This is a genomic window from Pseudorhodoferax sp. Leaf267 (genome assembly GCF_001422405.1).
In the GTDB taxonomy this organism is placed as follows: Bacteria; Pseudomonadota; Gammaproteobacteria; order Burkholderiales; family Burkholderiaceae_C; genus Pseudorhodoferax.
On sequence record NZ_LMMV01000027.1, the window covers coordinates 222,703 to 237,887 of the forward strand.

At 69.5% G+C, this 15,185-nt stretch carries 18 protein-coding genes; 13 read left to right on the forward strand and 5 right to left on the reverse strand.

Annotation, left to right across the window (positions count from 1 at the left end):
- Nucleotides 1–31: 31 nt before the first annotated feature.
- On the reverse strand, nt 32–736 hold the full coding sequence (locus ASF43_RS32390) for a hypothetical protein (RefSeq protein WP_369803364.1): 705 nt from the start codon (nt 734–736) through the stop codon (nt 32–34).
- A gap of 160 nt (nt 737–896) precedes the next feature.
- Between ASF43_RS32390 and ASF43_RS29200 the strand changes: the two genes are divergently transcribed.
- A complete protein-coding gene (locus ASF43_RS29200; protein ID WP_056189729.1) occupies nt 897–1,853 on the forward strand; it encodes a LysR family transcriptional regulator in 957 nt (318 codons plus the stop codon).
- Between the two features lie 6 nt (nt 1,854–1,859).
- On the opposite strand, the gene ASF43_RS31125 is transcribed toward ASF43_RS29200, so the two are convergent.
- Nucleotides 1,860–2,042 (reverse strand): hypothetical protein, encoded by a 183-nt coding sequence (locus ASF43_RS31125; protein ID WP_156373576.1) that lies wholly within the window; start codon nt 2,040–2,042, stop codon nt 1,860–1,862.
- A gap of 121 nt (nt 2,043–2,163) precedes the next feature.
- Here ASF43_RS31125 and ASF43_RS29205 point away from each other — a divergent pair, with 121 nt between their 5' ends.
- Nucleotides 2,164–3,009: a metallophosphoesterase gene (locus ASF43_RS29205; RefSeq protein ID WP_056189734.1), complete on the forward strand. Its 846-nt coding sequence runs from the start codon at nt 2,164–2,166 to the stop codon at nt 3,007–3,009.
- Between the two features lie 115 nt (nt 3,010–3,124).
- Complete coding sequence (locus ASF43_RS29210) at nt 3,125–3,670, forward strand: hypothetical protein (protein ID WP_056189735.1); 546 nt, start codon at nt 3,125–3,127, stop codon at nt 3,668–3,670.
- A gap of 11 nt (nt 3,671–3,681) precedes the next feature.
- Here the strand turns inward: ASF43_RS29210 and ASF43_RS29215 are convergent, their stop codons facing one another.
- Nucleotides 3,682–4,590 (reverse strand): LysR family transcriptional regulator ArgP, encoded by a 909-nt coding sequence (locus tag ASF43_RS29215; RefSeq protein WP_056189738.1) that lies wholly within the window; start codon nt 4,588–4,590, stop codon nt 3,682–3,684.
- A gap of 193 nt (nt 4,591–4,783) precedes the next feature.
- On the opposite strand from ASF43_RS29215, the gene ASF43_RS29220 reads away from it, so the two are divergent.
- From ASF43_RS29220 to ASF43_RS29260, 9 genes are all read left to right on the forward strand, one after another.
- Nucleotides 4,784–6,001 carry an MFS transporter gene (locus ASF43_RS29220; protein ID WP_056189741.1) on the forward strand — a complete coding sequence of 406 codons (1,218 nt, stop codon included), beginning with the start codon at nt 4,784–4,786 and terminating at the stop codon, nt 5,999–6,001.
- A 75-nt stretch (nt 6,002–6,076) separates the two neighbouring features.
- Complete coding sequence (locus tag ASF43_RS29225) at nt 6,077–6,655, forward strand: DUF2889 domain-containing protein (protein WP_082498249.1); 579 nt, start codon at nt 6,077–6,079, stop codon at nt 6,653–6,655.
- 1 nt (nt 6,656) lies between these two features.
- On the forward strand, nt 6,657–7,307 hold the full coding sequence (locus ASF43_RS29230; protein WP_056189743.1) for a DsbA family oxidoreductase: 651 nt from the start codon (nt 6,657–6,659) through the stop codon (nt 7,305–7,307).
- Between the two features lie 107 nt (nt 7,308–7,414).
- Nucleotides 7,415–9,121 (forward strand): M14 family zinc carboxypeptidase, encoded by a 1,707-nt coding sequence (locus ASF43_RS29235; RefSeq protein WP_056189745.1) that lies wholly within the window; start codon nt 7,415–7,417, stop codon nt 9,119–9,121.
- Between the two features lie 107 nt (nt 9,122–9,228).
- Nucleotides 9,229–9,651, forward strand: a complete 423-nt coding sequence (locus ASF43_RS29240; protein ID WP_235578408.1) for a hypothetical protein — start codon at nt 9,229–9,231, stop codon at nt 9,649–9,651.
- Between the two features lie 148 nt (nt 9,652–9,799).
- Nucleotides 9,800–10,126: a hypothetical protein gene (locus ASF43_RS29245; RefSeq protein ID WP_056189749.1), complete on the forward strand. Its 327-nt coding sequence runs from the start codon at nt 9,800–9,802 to the stop codon at nt 10,124–10,126.
- Nucleotides 10,123–10,545: a type II toxin-antitoxin system VapC family toxin gene (locus ASF43_RS29250; RefSeq protein ID WP_056189753.1), complete on the forward strand. Its 423-nt coding sequence runs from the start codon at nt 10,123–10,125 to the stop codon at nt 10,543–10,545. Before ASF43_RS29245 ends, ASF43_RS29250 begins: the two co-directional genes overlap by 4 nt.
- Nucleotides 10,546–10,705: 160 nt before the next feature.
- A complete protein-coding gene (locus tag ASF43_RS29255) occupies nt 10,706–11,215 on the forward strand; it encodes a GAF domain-containing protein (protein ID WP_056189756.1) in 510 nt (169 codons plus the stop codon).
- On the forward strand, nt 11,212–11,604 hold the full coding sequence (locus ASF43_RS29260; protein WP_235578409.1) for a response regulator: 393 nt from the start codon (nt 11,212–11,214) through the stop codon (nt 11,602–11,604). The genes ASF43_RS29255 and ASF43_RS29260 overlap by 4 nt, the downstream gene beginning before the upstream one ends.
- A 124-nt stretch (nt 11,605–11,728) precedes the next feature.
- Here the strand turns inward: ASF43_RS29260 and ASF43_RS29265 are convergent, their stop codons facing one another.
- Nucleotides 11,729–14,047, reverse strand: a complete 2,319-nt coding sequence (locus ASF43_RS29265) for a xanthine dehydrogenase family protein molybdopterin-binding subunit (RefSeq protein WP_056189758.1) — start codon at nt 14,045–14,047, stop codon at nt 11,729–11,731.
- Nucleotides 14,048–14,153: 106 nt separating this feature from the next.
- Nucleotides 14,154–14,405: a hypothetical protein gene (locus tag ASF43_RS29270; RefSeq protein WP_156373577.1), complete on the reverse strand. Its 252-nt coding sequence runs from the start codon at nt 14,403–14,405 to the stop codon at nt 14,154–14,156.
- A 209-nt stretch (nt 14,406–14,614) separates the two neighbouring features.
- Here ASF43_RS29270 and ASF43_RS29275 point away from each other — a divergent pair, with 209 nt between their 5' ends.
- Nucleotides 14,615–15,133, forward strand: a complete 519-nt coding sequence (locus ASF43_RS29275) for a flavin reductase family protein (protein WP_056189765.1) — start codon at nt 14,615–14,617, stop codon at nt 15,131–15,133.
- Nucleotides 15,134–15,185: the final 52 nt, after the last annotated feature.

The window sequence follows — 15,185 nt, forward strand, 5'->3', positions numbered from 1 at the left end:
GGGTGCGAGACCGGGCTAGCGTGTCAGACGCTCAGAAGTAGTAGCTGCGGCGTGCGCCCAGGTTGTGGGCCGCGTCGCGCAGGGCTGCGGTCTGGTCGGCGCGCAGCAGAGTCTGCGTCTGGGCCGGCACGGACTCTGCGCGGGTCGCAGCGGCACGCAGGTCGGCCATCACGCGGTGGTCGGCATCGGCGGCTTGCAGCAGCGCGATGTCGGCACGTGCACGCTGGATGTCACGGCGCCAGCCGGCCATCAACGTACGCAGGCTCACACGTTCCACGGCCGGTGCCTTCGCGGCGGCCAGCGCGGCGGCGATGCGCGGGGGCTGTGCGTCGCTGCGGGCGATCGCGGCTTGCAGGTCGGCCATCACGCGGGAATCGGCACGTGCCGTTGCCCACAGGCGCTGGTCGGCGCGGGCGTCGGCGATGCTGGCGGACCAGGCGTCCAGGCCCTTCATCACCAGGTTGGCCACACGGCGTGCGGGCGTGGCGAACAAGGCCAGGGCGGCGAAAGCCACGACCCACAGCATCATCCAGGCGGCGAGCAGGCCGCTGCCCGTGTCGACCAGGCGGTCGGCGAGCACGATCAGCAGCGACACCACGGCGGCGAGCAGCAGCGCAGCAATGCCGCGCGCGCCGTCGAAACCCTGGCTCAGGCGGCCGGCGGCAGCGAAAGCGGCCTCGGCGCGGGCGACACCAGGATGTTCCTGGGGGTAGTCAACATGGACAAAACTGGTCATTTGGAATCCTTTTAAAAAACCGCGACTAGTGCGGCATGGGTCGAATATTAGGGTTCACCCTAGGTATCTTCAAATTTATATTGATGATGCTGGACATTCACAGGAGTGATGAATAGAGTTCCTTGCTCAGTTTTTCACGCTCCACAGCCTCCAGGACACCATGTCACCGCCGAACTTCCGAACGCTCGATCTCAATCTGTTGCGTGTTTTCGACGAAGTGCTGGCCGAACGCAGCCTGACCCGCGCCGCACGCAACCTGTCTCTGACGCAGCCGGCCGTCAGCAACGCCATGCAACGCCTGCGCGACGCGCTGGGCGACGAGCTGGTGCAGCGCAGCGGCCAGGGCATCGAGCCCACGCCACGTGCCATGGCGCTGTGGCCGGCTGTCCGCGAGGCGTTGCGGCAATTGCAGGCGTCCCTGGCGCCCAGCGCCTTCGATCCGTTGTCGGCCGACAACACTTTCGTGCTGGCCATGGCCGACGCGACGGCGGCGATGCTGGTGCCGGGCCTGATCGACATCGTGGAAAACGAGGCGCCGGGCGTTTCGCTGCGTGTCGTGCCGCTGCTGACGCGGGACCCGCGCCGCTTGCTGGACGACGAGCAGGCCGAGCTGGCCGTGGGCTTCTTCCCGGCCGTGCTGGCCGACCTGACGGCGCGCGCCCAGGTGGGCAAGGCGATTCCGTTCGAGCACCAGCGGCTGTACGACGGCACCTATGTCTGCGTGATGCGCAAGGACCATCCCTTGGCCCAGGGCGCGTTCACGCTGGACAAGTTCTGCAACGCGCGCCATCTGCTGGTCAGCTTTTCGGGCCGGCCGTATGGCTTCATCGACGAATCACTGGCGTTGCTCAAGCGCGAGCGCCGGGTCGTGCTGACGGTGAACCAGTTCTTCACGGCGGGCCGCGTGGTGGCCAACTCGAATCTGCTGACGGTGCTGCCGCGCAAATTCATCGACGCCACCGGCATCGCCGAGCAGCTGGTGTTCCGCGAGTTGCCGTTCCAGGTGGCCGAAGTCCATGTCGAGGCGCTGTGGCACCGTCGCATGGACCTGCAGAGCGATCACCAGTGGCTGCGCCAGGCCGTCATGCGGGCGGCCGAACAGGCCGGGATGGGCTGAGCAGGGTCAGCGGACGACGCTCAGCCACGCCTGGGCGGCGTTGCGCAGTTGCTGCGCTTCATGCGGGTCGGTGCCCGCCAGGGAAGTCGCGCTCTGCAGCAGGCTCGTCGCCACGCTGTGGGCTGCAGGTTCTGCGGAGGCGGCAGTCCACCCGGGAAACAGACGGGTGAACCAGGAAACGATCAACATACAAACAACCGCGTGGGCGGTCCAAAAAGCTAAGGTGAACGAAGAATAAGGGTTATCCCTAGGATTACAAGGACAGGCCCATACCGTTCGCGCATAACCTTGCACCCCCCGAACCGCCCTCATGAAAATCCAACTTTTGTCCGATCTGCACCTGGAAGTGCACACTGACTTCTCGCCGGAGCCTTTGCCTGGCGCCGATGCGCTGGTGCTGGCCGGCGACATCGGCTCCTACCAGCCGGGCTCGCAACTGCGCGATACGGACTTCGGCCTGGCCCGCTTTTCCCCCTTGCCGGCCGGCGCGGGCTGGCCGACGCCCGTCTACTACGTACCGGGCAACCACGAGTACGACGCGCTGGACGTGGACGCCGGCCACGCCCGGCTGCGCGCGAGCTGCGACCGTCTGGGCATCGTCTGGCTGGACCGCCAGGTGCTCGCCTTCCCCGGCGCGGCCGCCGACGGCGGCGCGGTGCGGTTCGTCGGCACGACGCTGTGGGCAGACTTCGATGCGCTGGGGCCTGCCGCCCAGGGCAAGGCGTTCTCGCTGGCCGAGCAGCTCAAGGCGCGGCACAAGGCCTTCCGCGCGGCGGACCACTACCTGCGCCGCACGGGCACCACGCGCGGCGGCCAGGAATGGCTGGCCGCCGGCGTGCGCGAGGAGGCACTGAACTGCCAGCGCTGGCTGCGCGCCGCGCTGGCCACGCCGTTCGAGGGCAAGACGGTCGTCGTGACGCATTTCGCGCCCAGCCTGCACAGCGCCGACCCGCGCTACGGCCTCACGCCGGGCACCGCGGGCTTTTGCAATGCGCTGGACGACCTGCTGTCGCTGGCCCAGGTCTGGCTGCACGGCCATCTGCACGCGCCCAGCGACTACGTGCACCGCGGCTGCCGCGTGGTGGCCAACCCGCTGGGCTACGCGGGCAAAGGCGAGCAGTTGGGCTACCGGTCTCGCCTGCTGGTGGAGGTATGACCACTTTGCAGCACCCTGTGGCGCCGCTTACGTCTTGTATTCACCTGCGGATTCTGGGGTTGTCGCCCGCCGGTTATCTTGTGGCGTCATTCCCCGTCATCCCAGGAGCCGCCGTATGAAGAACGTCTGGTCGAACACCCTGGCATGGTTCGCCGCTGTGGCGCTGGCGCTGTTCCTGGCAGTGGCCGCGCCGACGGAATCGAGCGTGATGGGGCGACTGCCCACGCTGCAGGCCAAGTTCCTGGACCAGCGCCCGCTGGCCCTGCCCGGCGGCCTGGCGTCGGACCGCACGCTGGCCCTGATCAGCTTCCACCGCGACCAGCGGCCCGACGTGGAGAGCTGGATCCAGGGCATGCAGCTGGGCTCGGACCCATCGATCCGCTGGCTGCGCATCCCGGTGGTCAACGACCCGGGCAGCGACGCTGGCCGCAGCGAGATCGAGGCGCGGCTGCTCGCCCACTACGCGACCGACGCGGCCAAGACCATCGTGGCGCCCGTGTTCACCGACCGCTCGGCCTTCGTGCGCTCGGCAGGCCTGTCGGGCACGGAGCGCCCGTACGTGATGGTCGTGAACCGCCGCGGTGACGTGCTGGCCCGCGTGGTGGGCAAGTTCGATCCGGTCAAGGCCGAGACGCTGCGCGCCACGTTGCGCGGCGAATAGCCTGCGGCGCTTCAGCCCAGCACTGCCTGGGCGGTCTGCGTCAGTGCGGCGCTCAGGCTGTCCAACACCTCGGACTGCAGGTTCCAGCAGTGCCAGTACAGCGCGATCGGCAGCGCATGGCCGGGCGCCACATCGACCAGCTTGCCCTGCGCGAGCAGCCCGCGCACCAGCACCTCGGGCACGACGCTGATGCCCCAGCCGGCCAGCACGGCGCGCACCTGGCCCTCCGAGCTCGGCACGAACAGCTGGCGCAGCGACACGCGCTGCAGGCCCAGCCAGGACGCGACGAACTCGCACTGCATGTCGTCCTTGCGGTTGAACGCGACGAAGGGCACGCGCTGGAAGTTGTAGGCCGTCAGCTGGCCGCCGAGCTGCTCGTGCGCCAGGGCCGGCGTGGCGACCGCGACATAGCGCATCGCGCCCAGCGCCTGCACGCGGCAGCCGCGGATCGCATGCGCCAGCGTGGTCACGCAGCCCAGCACCTTGCCCTCGCGCAGCCACTCCTGCGTGAAGTCCTGGTCGTCGGCGATGACTTCGACCGGCAGGCCCTGCGCCACCAGACCGTTCAGCGCACCCATGGCCCAGGTGGCGATGCTGTCGGCATTTACGGCAATCGAGATGCGCTCCTCGTCGCGCGCCTTGCCCAGCGCACTGGGCGCCAGCTCCTGCATGTCGCGCTCCAGGTCGGCGCGCAGCAGCCGCAGCTGGCGCGTGTGCTTGAGCAGCAGCAGGCCGGTCGGCGTGGCGCTCAGCGGGCGGCGGCGCACGATGAGCACCGTGCCGACCTGCGCCTCCAGCGCGCTCAGGCGTTGCGAGACGGCCGACTGCGTGATGTGCAGGCGCTGGGCCGCGCGCTCGAAACCGCCCTCCTCCACGATGGCGGCCAGGCATTCCAGCGCTTCGGGGTCAAACATGCTCATGGCGATCGGGGCAGTACAAATGCAGCGGCGGGTTGTGGGGCCGGGTTCGGCGCGAGTCTAATGGCGGCTCCCTCGGGGAACCGATCCAAGCAAGTCACGCGCCACCATCGCCCATGCACCAGCCCAAGCCCGCCCACCGCCCCGCCGCCACGCACCGCCCAGGTGCGGCCCCCGGGGCCTGCGCGGCCGCGGCATGAAGGTGTTCCACGGCTGGCGCATGGTCGGCGCCGGTGGCGGCCTGCAGTTCCTGCAGGCCATGCTGCTGCAACAGGCCTTCGGCGCCTACGTCGCCGTGCTGTCGGAAGAACGCGGCTGGAGCAAGACCGCGCTGTCCGGCGCGGCCGCCATGCAGTCGGCCGAATCGGCGCTGCTGGGGCCGGTGCTGGGCTGGGTGGTGGACCGCTTCGGCCCGCGCGCCATGATCCGCGCCGGCGTCGTGGCCTTCGGCTGCGGCTTCATGCTGCTCAGCCGCATCGACAGCATCGCCGGCTTCTACATGGCCGTGGCCGTGATCGCGGTGGGCACCAGCCTGTCGGGCTACTTCCCGATCAACGTGGCGGTGATCCGCTGGTTCGCGCGCAAGCGGGCGCGCGCGCTGTCGGCCATGAACCTGGGCATGGCCATGGGCGGCCTGTTCGTGCCCGTGGTCGCATGGTCGCTGCTGGCCAACGGCTGGCGCTTCACGGCCTTCGCCTCGGGCGTGGCCGCCATCGTGATCGGCTGGCCGCTGGCCGGCATCTTCCGCAGCCGGCCCGAGGACCATGGCGAGACCGTGGACGGCGTGCCGCCCGCGCCGGCGCCCGCCGTGGGCGAAGCGCCAGCCGCCCCGCCGCAGCGCGAGTTCACGGCGCGCGAGGCGCTGCGCACGCGCGCCTTCTGGCTGCTGGGCCTGGGCCACGGCTTCGCGCTGCTGGTGGTCACGGCCGTCAACGTGCATGCCATCAGCCACATGAAGGAGGGCCTGGGCTACAGCGTGGCGCAGGCCGCGCTGGTGATCACGGTGCTGACCGGTGCACAGCTGGGCGGCGTGGCGCTGGGCTGGCTGATCGGCGACCGCTACGACAAGCGCTACCTCTCGGCCGGCTGCATGCTGGCCCACGGCCTGGCGCTGCTGCTGCTGACCTACGGCCACCACACAACCATGGTGGTGGCCTTTGCCGTGCTGCACGGCGCGGCCTGGGGGCTGCGCGGGCCGCTGATGCAGGCCATCCGCGCCGACTACTTCGGCCGCAACGCCATCGGCATGATCCTGGGCCTGTCCACGCTGATCATCGCCATCGGGCAGGTCGCCGGCCCGCTGGTGGCCGGCGTGCTGGTGGACCTGACGGGCAACTACCGCGCTGGCTTCACGGTGCTGGCATTGACTGCGGCCAGCGGCTCGCTGCTGTTCCTGCTCGCCCGCAAACCGTAGTGCTCTGTCGCACGGGTGTCCCCGGCACAGCGCCTGCTCGAGCAGGGCCAATCCTGCACTCCTAGAATTTCTGCCATGCCCCTGCCCCCTCCCGCCCCGCGCATCCAAGCACACACGCGCCGCATCGAATACCACGGCTACCACCGCGAGGACGGGCTGTGGGACATCGAAGGCCATTTGCGCGACACCAAGGCCTACGACCAGACCACGCGCCTGGGCCGCGTGCGCCTTGCCGGCGACCCGGTGCACGACATGGAGGTGCGCGTGACCATCGACGACGCCATGACCGTCGTCGACATCCATGCCTCCATGCGTGCCACGCCGTTCGAGGAATGCCCGCAGGCCGAGGCGCCCGTGCGCCAGCTGATCGGCGCCACGCTGGGCCGCGGCTGGCGCAAGGCCCTGGACGAGGCGATCGGCAGCACGCGCGGCTGCACGCATCTGCGCGAGCTGCTGTTCGGCACCGCCACGGCCGCGTTCCAGACCCTGGGCGGCTACCGCGACCACCTGCGCCAGCAGCGCGGCGAGCCCGAGGCCGCACTGACCGTGCCGCCGTTCTTCATGGGCGGCTGCATGTCCTGGGATTTCGACGGCCCCGTCGTCGCGCGCGTTGCGCCGCAGTTCATCGGTTGGCATCACAGACAGGCGAAATGACATGCACACACTGACCATCGACGTCGTCTCCGATGTCGTCTGCCCCTGGTGCTACATCGGCAAGCGCAAGCTCGAAGCCGCGCTGGCCAGCCCCGAGGCCGCGGGCCTGCCTCCGGTGCAGATCCGCTGGCACGCCTTCCAGCTCAACCCCGACCTGCCGGCCGAGGGCATCGACCGCAAGGCCTACCTCGAAGAGAAATTCGGCGGCCCGCAGCGTGCGGCCGCCATTTACGAGCGCGTGCGCGCGGCCGGGCGCAGCGTGGGCCTGGAACTCAACATCGACGGCATCACACGCCAGCCCAACACGCTGGCCGCGCACGCGCTGCTGGCGTTCGCCCAGCAAGATGGCGCCGACGGCAGCGCCGTGAAGGAGCGGCTGCTGCAGGCCTACTTCATCGAGAACCGCTTCATCGGCGACCTCGACGTGCTGGCCGACATCGCGGCCCAGGCCGGCCTCGATGCAGCCGCTGCGCGCGCCTACATCGAAGACCCCGCCGCTCGCGACGCCGTGGCCCAGGCCGACCAGGAGGCGCGCCGCATGGGCATCAGCGGCGTGCCCTTTTTCATCTTCGACCGCAAGCTGGCGGTGTCGGGGGCGCAGGACCCGGCGACGCTGCTGGATGCCATGCAGCAGGCCGTGGCGCAGGGCTGACTTGCTCCAGCGCCCCGGTGAGGGACGGGGATGGGGACGATCCTGCGGCAGTGGGGAGCATGCAGGGCTGCGATACAGTTTTTGGCCTCGCATCCGAGAAGAACCGCATGACGCACCCCACCAGCCTCGCCCACCGCACGCCCTTCGAATGCGGCAATGGCAACCAGACCACCACCTGGGCCGCATGCATCGCCTTCTACGAGCGGCTGGCCGCGCAATTCCCGGGGGTGCTGCGGTGGTGGCAGATCGGCACGTCCGACACCGGGCTGCCGCTGCACGCGGGCCTGGTCTCGGCCGATGGCGTGTTCGACCTTGGCAGCTTGCGCGCGCAAGGGCGCCCGGTGTTCTTCAACAACAACGGCATCCATCCCGGCGAGCCCGAAGGCATCGATGCGTGCATGGCGCTGGTGCGTGATTTCTGCCTGCAGCCCGGGCGGCTGGCAGCGCTCGGCGACACGGTGTTCCTGTTCATCCCGGTCTACAACGTCGACGGCTGCGTGAACCGCCAGTCCACCTCGCGCGCGAACCAGCTCGGCCCCGAGTCGTTCGGCTTTCGGGGCAACGGCCGGCACCTCGACCTGAACCGCGACTTCATCAAATGCGACAGCCTGGCCGCCCAGGTGTTCAACCGCTTCTTCACCGAATGGGACCCGGCGGTCATGGTCGACACACACACATCCAACGGTGCCGACTACGCCTGCACCATGACCCTGATCCCGACCCAGCCCGACAAGCTGGGCGGCGGCCTGGGCGACTTCCTGCGCGAGCACATGCTGCCTGCGATCTACGGCGACATGCAGCAGCGCGGCTGGCCCACCTGCCCCTACGTCAACCTGCTGGCCGAAACGCCGGACGACGGCATCGAGGACTTCCTGGACCTGCCGCGCTTTTCAACCGGCTACGCGGCGCTGCACCACACCATCGGCTTCATGCCCGAGACCCACATGCTCAAGCCCTTCGCCGACCGCGTGGCCGCGATGCGCACGCTGGTCGAGGTGGTGCTGGACTTCAGCGTGGCACATGCAGGGCGCATCCAGCAACTGCGGCGCGATGCGCGGGCGGATGCCGCGCGCCGCACGCAATGGCCGCTGCGCTGGCGCAACGACCATGCGCGGCCGGCCAGCCTGCGCTTCCAGGGCTTTGCTGCAGTGCGCACGCCGAGCCGGCTGGGCAACTACCAGCGGCTCGCCTATGACCGCAGCCAGCCGTGGGAGAAAGACATCGTCCACTTCGACCGCTGCGTCGAGGAACAGGTGGTGACCGCGCCCACCGCCTACCTGGTGCCCCAGGCCTGGCGCGAAGTGATCGAGCGGCTGGCGTGGAACGGCGTCGCGCTGCAGCGCCTGCAGGCCGACCAGGTATTCGATGCCGCACGGGTGTACCGCGTGGTGGAGGTCGGCACGCGCCCCACCGCCTACGAAGGACACATGTTCCATGACCGGGTGGTGCTGAGCACGCACACCGAGGCCCTCCAGGCACGCGCGGGCGACGTGCTGGTACGGCTCGACCAGCCCGGCGCCCGCTACGCGGTCGAGACGCTGGAGCCCGAAGCGCACGACAGCTTCTTTCGCTGGGGCTTCTTCAACAGCGTGCTGGAAAGGAAGCAGGCTTCCATCTCGGCCTACGCGTTCGAGGACACGGCCCTGGAGATGCTGGCCGAAGAGCCGGCGCTGCGCCAGGCATTCGACGCCTGGAAGGCGGCGCATCCGGAACTGCTGTCCGACCCGCAAGCCGTGCTCGGGTTCGTCTTCGCCCATGGCCGGCGCCATGCCGAGCCTGAATGGCGGCGCTATCCGGTGGCTGCGTTGGTGTAGCCAGCGGCGCGGCCGCAGCCTGCCCGCCTGCGGCGGGCTCCTTGCGACAGAGGTCCCTGCAGATGGCACTCCTGGGTGGTGGACCACGAGGAAGGATGCAGGAAGTCATGCGCGAAGCCGACCGGCTCCTGCTGCCACATCAGGACGCAGGCCGGCTCGACCCCGATGGCGCGGTGGTGCAAGCCTGCGCCCCAGATCACAAGTCGCCATGCAGTCGCGGGGTCTGGCCCAAGCTGGCCTCGGTTGCGCAGTCTGCGCGGATCGAGAACTCGATCCTGGACGCGCTGGCCGGGCGCACGAGGATGGACATGGCGCGCCTTTCGCTGAGCGGCTTGGGCTCCACGTTGGGTTGGCACGCTGGATGCGCGAACCATTTGATCCACAAGGCCGTCCTGGTCGCGTCGAGCGGCAACATGCCGCAGGCCGGCTGCAGAGCCCTGCGTCCGATCGGCGAAGCCGATGACCCGACCGGCGCCATGGGTCTCGGCGTCGTCGGCGTTGCCGAACGCGATGCGCTGAGCAAGATCTGAGGCTTGCCGCATGTGAAAGCTCCTTTTTCGAACGGGACACCGACCTGGGTGCATGCCGCCTACGCGGGCCGGCCTGACACGGTGGCGTCCGCCGTCACCATCTGCCATGCGATACACTTTGACTACTTGTATCGCACAGGAGCTTGCCATGCCCATCTCCCTACGCCTTCCCCCGGAGCTTGAAACGCAGATCGCGGGTTATGGCGCGCGCGAGGGCATATCGAAGTCGGCTGTGATCGTGCGCAGCATCCATGAGTTCTTGGCGAAGCATGCGCAGCCGTCGGCCTTGCAAATCTACGACGAGGTCATGCAAGAGGCAGCAGCTTCGCTCGAATCTGCGCGAGCCCGCGCACCGGAGCAACGCTCCCGCAAGCTGCAGGTCCGCAAGGCCATTGCGCGCAAGCACGCCGAACGCTCCGAGCGGGCCACCCAGGCACTGGCCACCCCACGCAGCAGTTCCCGCAAATCCGCATGAACATACTGGCCGATTCCGGCTACTTCGTCGGGCTGTTCGATCCCAAGGACAATCACCACCAGCGCTGCAAAGCCTTCTTCTCGGCCTACACCGGCCAGACGACGACTACCTGGGCCGTGTTTGTCGAAGTCTCTGCTTTGTTGGCGCACACGTGGCTGAAGGCCTTCTTCAACTGGGCAGCGAAGAGCCAGGCCTTGGGCCATCTGCGCATCGAATCACCGCCGGCCGATGCCGTGAACGCGCTATGGCAGATGATGGACAAGTACGAGGATCTGCCCATGGATTTTTGCGATGCAAGCCTGGTGTACCTGGCCGTCCATCTCAAGATCCACCGCATCGCGACGACGGATGTGCGGGATTTTTCGGTGTATCGCCTGCCGGGCAACAAGCGGTTTGTCCACGTGCTGGATGCCGGCTGAAAGTCCCCTCACGCAGTGCAGCGCGCTCGGCGCTAGCTGAAGCACGACAAGGCACGGACCAGATTCGCCACGCCCGCAGCGACGAACAGCCCGGGCCGGTGCCACGCACCGCGGGACGGTCGCGTGCGCATGCGGCCCGGGGCTGCTACGCTGGCCCCCCATGACACCTGCACCCCTCCCCGCCGACGAAGACGCGCGCCTGCAGGCCCTGCATGCGCTGATGGTGTTGGACACCCCACCCGAGGAACGCTTCGACCGCGTCGTGCGTTTCGCGGCCGAGCAACTGGAGATGCCGATGGCGCTCGTGAGCCTGGTCGATGGCGACCGGCAATGGTTCAAGTCACGCGTCGGGATCGATGTGCCGCAAACTGGCCGCGACGTCTCCTTTTGCAGCTACACGATCCTGCAGGCCGGCACCTTCGTGGTGGAGGACACGCTGCTGGACGCGCGCTTCGCCGACAACCCGATGGTCACCGGCGGGCCGAAGGTGCGCTTTTACGCGGGCACTCCCCTGAGCGCACCGGGCGGCGAACGCGTGGGCGCGCTGTGCGTGCTCGACAGCAGGCCGCGCGCGCTGGGGCCGGTGGAACTGGCCGTGCTGGACGCGCTGCGCACGCTGGTCAACGAGGCCCTGGCGGGGCAGGACGCGGACACGGGGGATGCCCAGTGAAGCCCGCGCAGGCCCTGCCTGCCGTGTTGCTGGTCGAGCCGCAGTTCGTCATGCGGCGCACGATGGTGGCGGTGGCACGCGAGATGAGCCTCGTGGATTTCCATGAGGCCACGAGCGTGGCACGCGCGCTGCCGCTGCTGGCCACGCGGCCGTTCCGCGGCCTGGTGCTGGACATCGGCGACGGTGCCGAGTCGCTGGCGCTGCTCGAGCAGCTGCGGGCGGGCGCCCTGGCAGGCAACCAGGCCGACCTGCCCGTGATCGCCCTGACCTCGGCGCCCACCCCGGACGTGGCCAGCCGGCTGGAAGCCTTGCGCCCGCTGCGCACCTTGAACAAGCCCTTCAGGGTCGGCCAGTTGCTGGACTGCGTCTCCCGGCTGCGGGCGGCCTAGCCGCAGGCGCACGCGGCCCTGGCGCAGACGGGCCGATCGGCCAGCGGCCCGCCCACCTTGGCCATGGTGAGAAAGACACCGCGCGCGCCGGCCGTGGGGTCACGCCCGCACGACGCCATGGCCCTCACCCGTGCATGAGCTCCCACAGCCGCGCCGGCGACACCGGCATTTGCAGCTGCGGCGCCTTGGCGGCCAGGCCGTTGCGCGCGAGCGCGTCGGCCACGGCGTTGACGATGCTGGGCGTGGCGCCGATGGTGCCCAGCTCGCCCACGCCCTTCACTCCCAGCGGGTTGTTCTTGCACGGCACGCTCTGGTCCATGCGCGTCACGAAGTCGGCGCGCACGATGTCGAAATGCGGCACGGCGTAGTCCATCAGGCTGCCGGCCACGGGCTGGCCGGTGTCGCCGTCATAGACCACGCGCTCGCACAGCGCCTGGCCGATGCCCTGCACGGCGCCGCCGTCGAGCTGGCCCATCACGATCAGCGGGTTGATGACGCGGCCGACGTCGTTCATGGAGGCATAGGCCACGACCTCGACCGCGCCGGTGGCCGGGTCGACCTCGACCTCGCTGATGTGGCAGCCGTTGGGCCAGGTCGGGCCGGCCACGGTGCTGGTGGAGTCCATGAAGATGCGCTTGTCCGGCTGGCGGCCGGCCAGCTCGAACAGGCCGATCTTCAGATCGGTGCCGGCCACGGTGAAGGCGCCCTGCGCGTACTGCAAATCCTCGGCCGACGCCTCCAGTTCCTTGGCCGCGAGTTCGCGCGCCTTGTCGATGGTGCGCTCGCTGCCGATGCGCATGGCCGAGCCGCCCGTGAAGATGGAGCGCGAGCCTGCGCTGCCGAAGCCGTCGCCACGGTCGGTGTCGCCCAGCACCACGCGCACCTGGTCGATGGAGACGCCGAACGCGTCCACCACGAGCTGCGCGAGCGAGGTGGCGATGCCCTGGCCCATGGCGTTGACGGCCGAGAAGACTTCGATCACGCCGTCGGCCTGCACGCTGACGGTGACGCGCTCCTCGAACACGTTGCCGCCCGTCCATTCCAGAAAGGTGGCGATGCCTTGGCCGCGCCACTTGCCGCGCGTGGCCGCGTCCTTGGCGCGGGATTCGAATCCGCTCCAGTCGGCCAGCGCCAGCGCCTGGTCCATCTGCTGCTCGAAGGCGCCCGTGTCGTAGGTCTGCGCCATCGGGTTCTTGTAGGGCATCTGCGCCGGCTGGATGAAGTTGCGCCGGCGCAGCGCGATCCGGTCGATGCCGGTCTGGCGCGCCGCCTCGTCCATCAGGCGCTCGATGTTGAAGATGGCCTCGGGCCGGCCCGCGCCGCGGTAGGCGCCGGTGGGCGCCTGGTTGGTGAGCACGGCCTGGTAGTGAAAGTCGATGGTCTGGATGTCGTAGACGCTGGTCTGCACCCAGGGGCCGATCAGCAGCTGGATGGCGACCCCGGTGCCGGTGGCGTAGGCGCCGCAGTTGGCCTGCGAGGCGATGCGCAGGGCCAGGATCCTGCCGTCGGCGGCCAGGGCCAGCTCGGCCCGGCTCTGCACGTCGCGGCCATGGTAGGTGGCGAGGAATTCCTCGCTGCGCTCGGACACCCATTTCACGCTGCGCTGCAGGGTGTGTGCGGCAAAGCCCAGGGCCACGTCCTCCACGTAGGCGCCGGTCTTCATGCCGAAGCCGCCGCCCACGTCGCCCACGACGACCCGGGCCTTGGCGCGGTCCAGGCCCAGCGCGTCGGCGATGGTGTTGCGCACGCCCGAGGGCATCTGCGTGGACATGCGGATGGACAGGCGGCCGTCCTCGACCCCGGCCAGCACGGTGCGCGGCTCCAGCGTGAAGGCGGCCAGGCGCTGGTGCGTGATGTCCAGCGCGACCACGTGGGCGGCCTGCGCGAAGGCGGCCTCGGTGGCCTGGGCGTTGCCGTGGCGCATCTCGGCTGCGATGTTGTCGGGCGCGGCATCGGTCAGGGTGGGGGCGCCGGGCGCGGTGGCCTGGGCGAGCGTGGCCAGAGCCGGCAGCTCTTCGTAGTCCACGGACACGGCCTCGGCCGCGTCGCGCGCCTGCTGCAGCGTGTCGGCCAGCACCAGGGCCACGGGCTCGCCGACGAAGCGCACGCGCTCGTGGGCCAGTGCGTGCAGGGTGGGGCTCACCCCGGGGCCACCATCGGCGCGCTTGAAGCCGGCCGTGGTGGGCAGCGGCTTGACGCCAGCGGCCACCAGATCGGCACCCGTGTAGACGGCGGCGACGCCGGGCAGTGCGCGCGCCGCATCGGCGTCGACCGACACGATGCGCGCATGCGGGTAGGGGGAGCGCAGGAACACGGCGCGCAGCTGGCCCGTGGGTGCGACGTCGTCGGTGAAGACGCCGGCACCGGCCAGCAGAACATCGTCTTCGAGGCGGCGGACGGCCTGGCCGCTGCCGAAACGGGTGGGGGTGTTGACGGGATCCAAGCTGCGCCTCTCGTGGGAATCTGGGTCGATCGGGCTGCCGCGCCGCCGCAGGGGGTGGTGCAAGGCAGACCGGAAATTACCAGAATTCCACGGCGCGGCGTGTCGCCTACTTTTGGCGCTGGTAGGTGCGGTCCATCTCGGGCGACTTGCTGGTGTCCTTCACGCCGCGCTCCAGGTCTCGGTGCGCCTGCTGTACGTCGGGGCTGGCAATGCCGCCGGTCATGCCTTCTTCGGTCTGGTCGCGCTCGTGTGGCAGCGCCAGATCATCGGGCGCGCGCACCAGGCCACCGGGCCGCGGCCGGCGCCGCAGATAGTTCACGCGTGGCTTGGGAGCCGATGGCTTGTCGGATGCAGGCATGGCAGATTCCTGTGGCGGCCGGGCAACGGCCGTGGGGTCAAACGCGGGGGGGATGCCCCACTGTTGCCGCAAGCCTGTGGCGCAGCTGTGGGATGGGCGCGAGGCGGTTTGTAGGAGAACACGCCGCTTCCTGCCTGCTGGGCACGCACCGTGCGCACCGTTGGACGCGCGCGCAGCCCGGGCGTGACGATTCGGGTAGATTCGCGGCCATGCCCTCCCCCGCCGCGACGCGCCAGGCGCTCGCCCCGAGCTTTTCCTCCGACGACTTTCGCCGCAGCCTGTCGATGTTCGCCACCGGCGTGACCATCGTCACGGCGCGCCATGCCGACGGCAGCCTGCTGGGGCTCACGGCCAGCTCGTTCAACTCGGTGTCGCTGCACCCCCCGCTGGTGCTGTGGAGCCTGGCGCAGACGGCCTCGTCGATGGACGCGCTGTCCACCGGCTCGCACTACGCCATCAACATCCTGGCGTCGGACCAGAAGGACCTGGCCGAGCGCTTCGCCTCGCGCAGCGGCGACCGCTGGGCCGGCGTGGCGTTCCGCGCAGGCCTGGCCGGCGCGCCTGTGCTGGACGGCGCGGCCGCCGTGTTCGAGTGCTTCAACCGCAGCCGCTACCAGGAAGGCGACCACGTCATCTTCGTGGGCGAGGTGGAGCATTGCGAGCACCGGGCCGGCGCTTCACCCCTGTTGTTCCACGGTGGGCGCTTCTACACCGAACATCCCCTGTAGCCCGCCGGTGCCATAGGGTGCGATTGGGCGCATCACAACAAGAGACAAGAAC

What these genes read in the sequence shown, in the direction of transcription:
- ASF43_RS29240 (WP_235578408.1), top strand. Translation starts at nt 9,229, where the DNA reads ATGCGCGAAGCCGACCGGCTCCTGCTGCCACATCAGGACGCAGGCCGG.
- ASF43_RS31125 (WP_156373576.1), bottom strand. Translation starts at nt 2,042, where the DNA reads ATGTTGATCGTTTCCTGGTTCACCCGTCTGTTTCCCGGGTGGACTGCC.
- ASF43_RS29215 (WP_056189738.1), bottom strand. Translation starts at nt 4,590, where the DNA reads ATGAGCATGTTTGACCCCGAAGCGCTGGAATGCCTGGCCGCCATCGTG.
- ASF43_RS29250 (WP_056189753.1), top strand. Translation starts at nt 10,123, where the DNA reads ATGAACATACTGGCCGATTCCGGCTACTTCGTCGGGCTGTTCGATCCC.
- ASF43_RS29275 (WP_056189765.1), top strand. Translation starts at nt 14,615, where the DNA reads ATGCCCTCCCCCGCCGCGACGCGCCAGGCGCTCGCCCCGAGCTTTTCC.
- ASF43_RS29205 (WP_056189734.1), top strand. Translation starts at nt 2,164, where the DNA reads ATGAAAATCCAACTTTTGTCCGATCTGCACCTGGAAGTGCACACTGAC.
- ASF43_RS29225 (WP_082498249.1), top strand. Translation starts at nt 6,077, where the DNA reads ATGCCCCTGCCCCCTCCCGCCCCGCGCATCCAAGCACACACGCGCCGC.
- ASF43_RS29200 (WP_056189729.1), top strand. Translation starts at nt 897, where the DNA reads ATGTCACCGCCGAACTTCCGAACGCTCGATCTCAATCTGTTGCGTGTT.
- ASF43_RS32390 (WP_369803364.1), bottom strand. Translation starts at nt 736, where the DNA reads ATGACCAGTTTTGTCCATGTTGACTACCCCCAGGAACATCCTGGTGTC.
- ASF43_RS29255 (WP_056189756.1), top strand. Translation starts at nt 10,706, where the DNA reads ATGACACCTGCACCCCTCCCCGCCGACGAAGACGCGCGCCTGCAGGCC.
- ASF43_RS29220 (WP_056189741.1), top strand. Translation starts at nt 4,784, where the DNA reads ATGAAGGTGTTCCACGGCTGGCGCATGGTCGGCGCCGGTGGCGGCCTG.
- ASF43_RS29245 (WP_056189749.1), top strand. Translation starts at nt 9,800, where the DNA reads ATGCCCATCTCCCTACGCCTTCCCCCGGAGCTTGAAACGCAGATCGCG.
- ASF43_RS29230 (WP_056189743.1), top strand. Translation starts at nt 6,657, where the DNA reads ATGCACACACTGACCATCGACGTCGTCTCCGATGTCGTCTGCCCCTGG.
- ASF43_RS29235 (WP_056189745.1), top strand. Translation starts at nt 7,415, where the DNA reads ATGACGCACCCCACCAGCCTCGCCCACCGCACGCCCTTCGAATGCGGC.
- ASF43_RS29270 (WP_156373577.1), bottom strand. Translation starts at nt 14,405, where the DNA reads ATGCCTGCATCCGACAAGCCATCGGCTCCCAAGCCACGCGTGAACTAT.
- ASF43_RS29210 (WP_056189735.1), top strand. Translation starts at nt 3,125, where the DNA reads ATGAAGAACGTCTGGTCGAACACCCTGGCATGGTTCGCCGCTGTGGCG.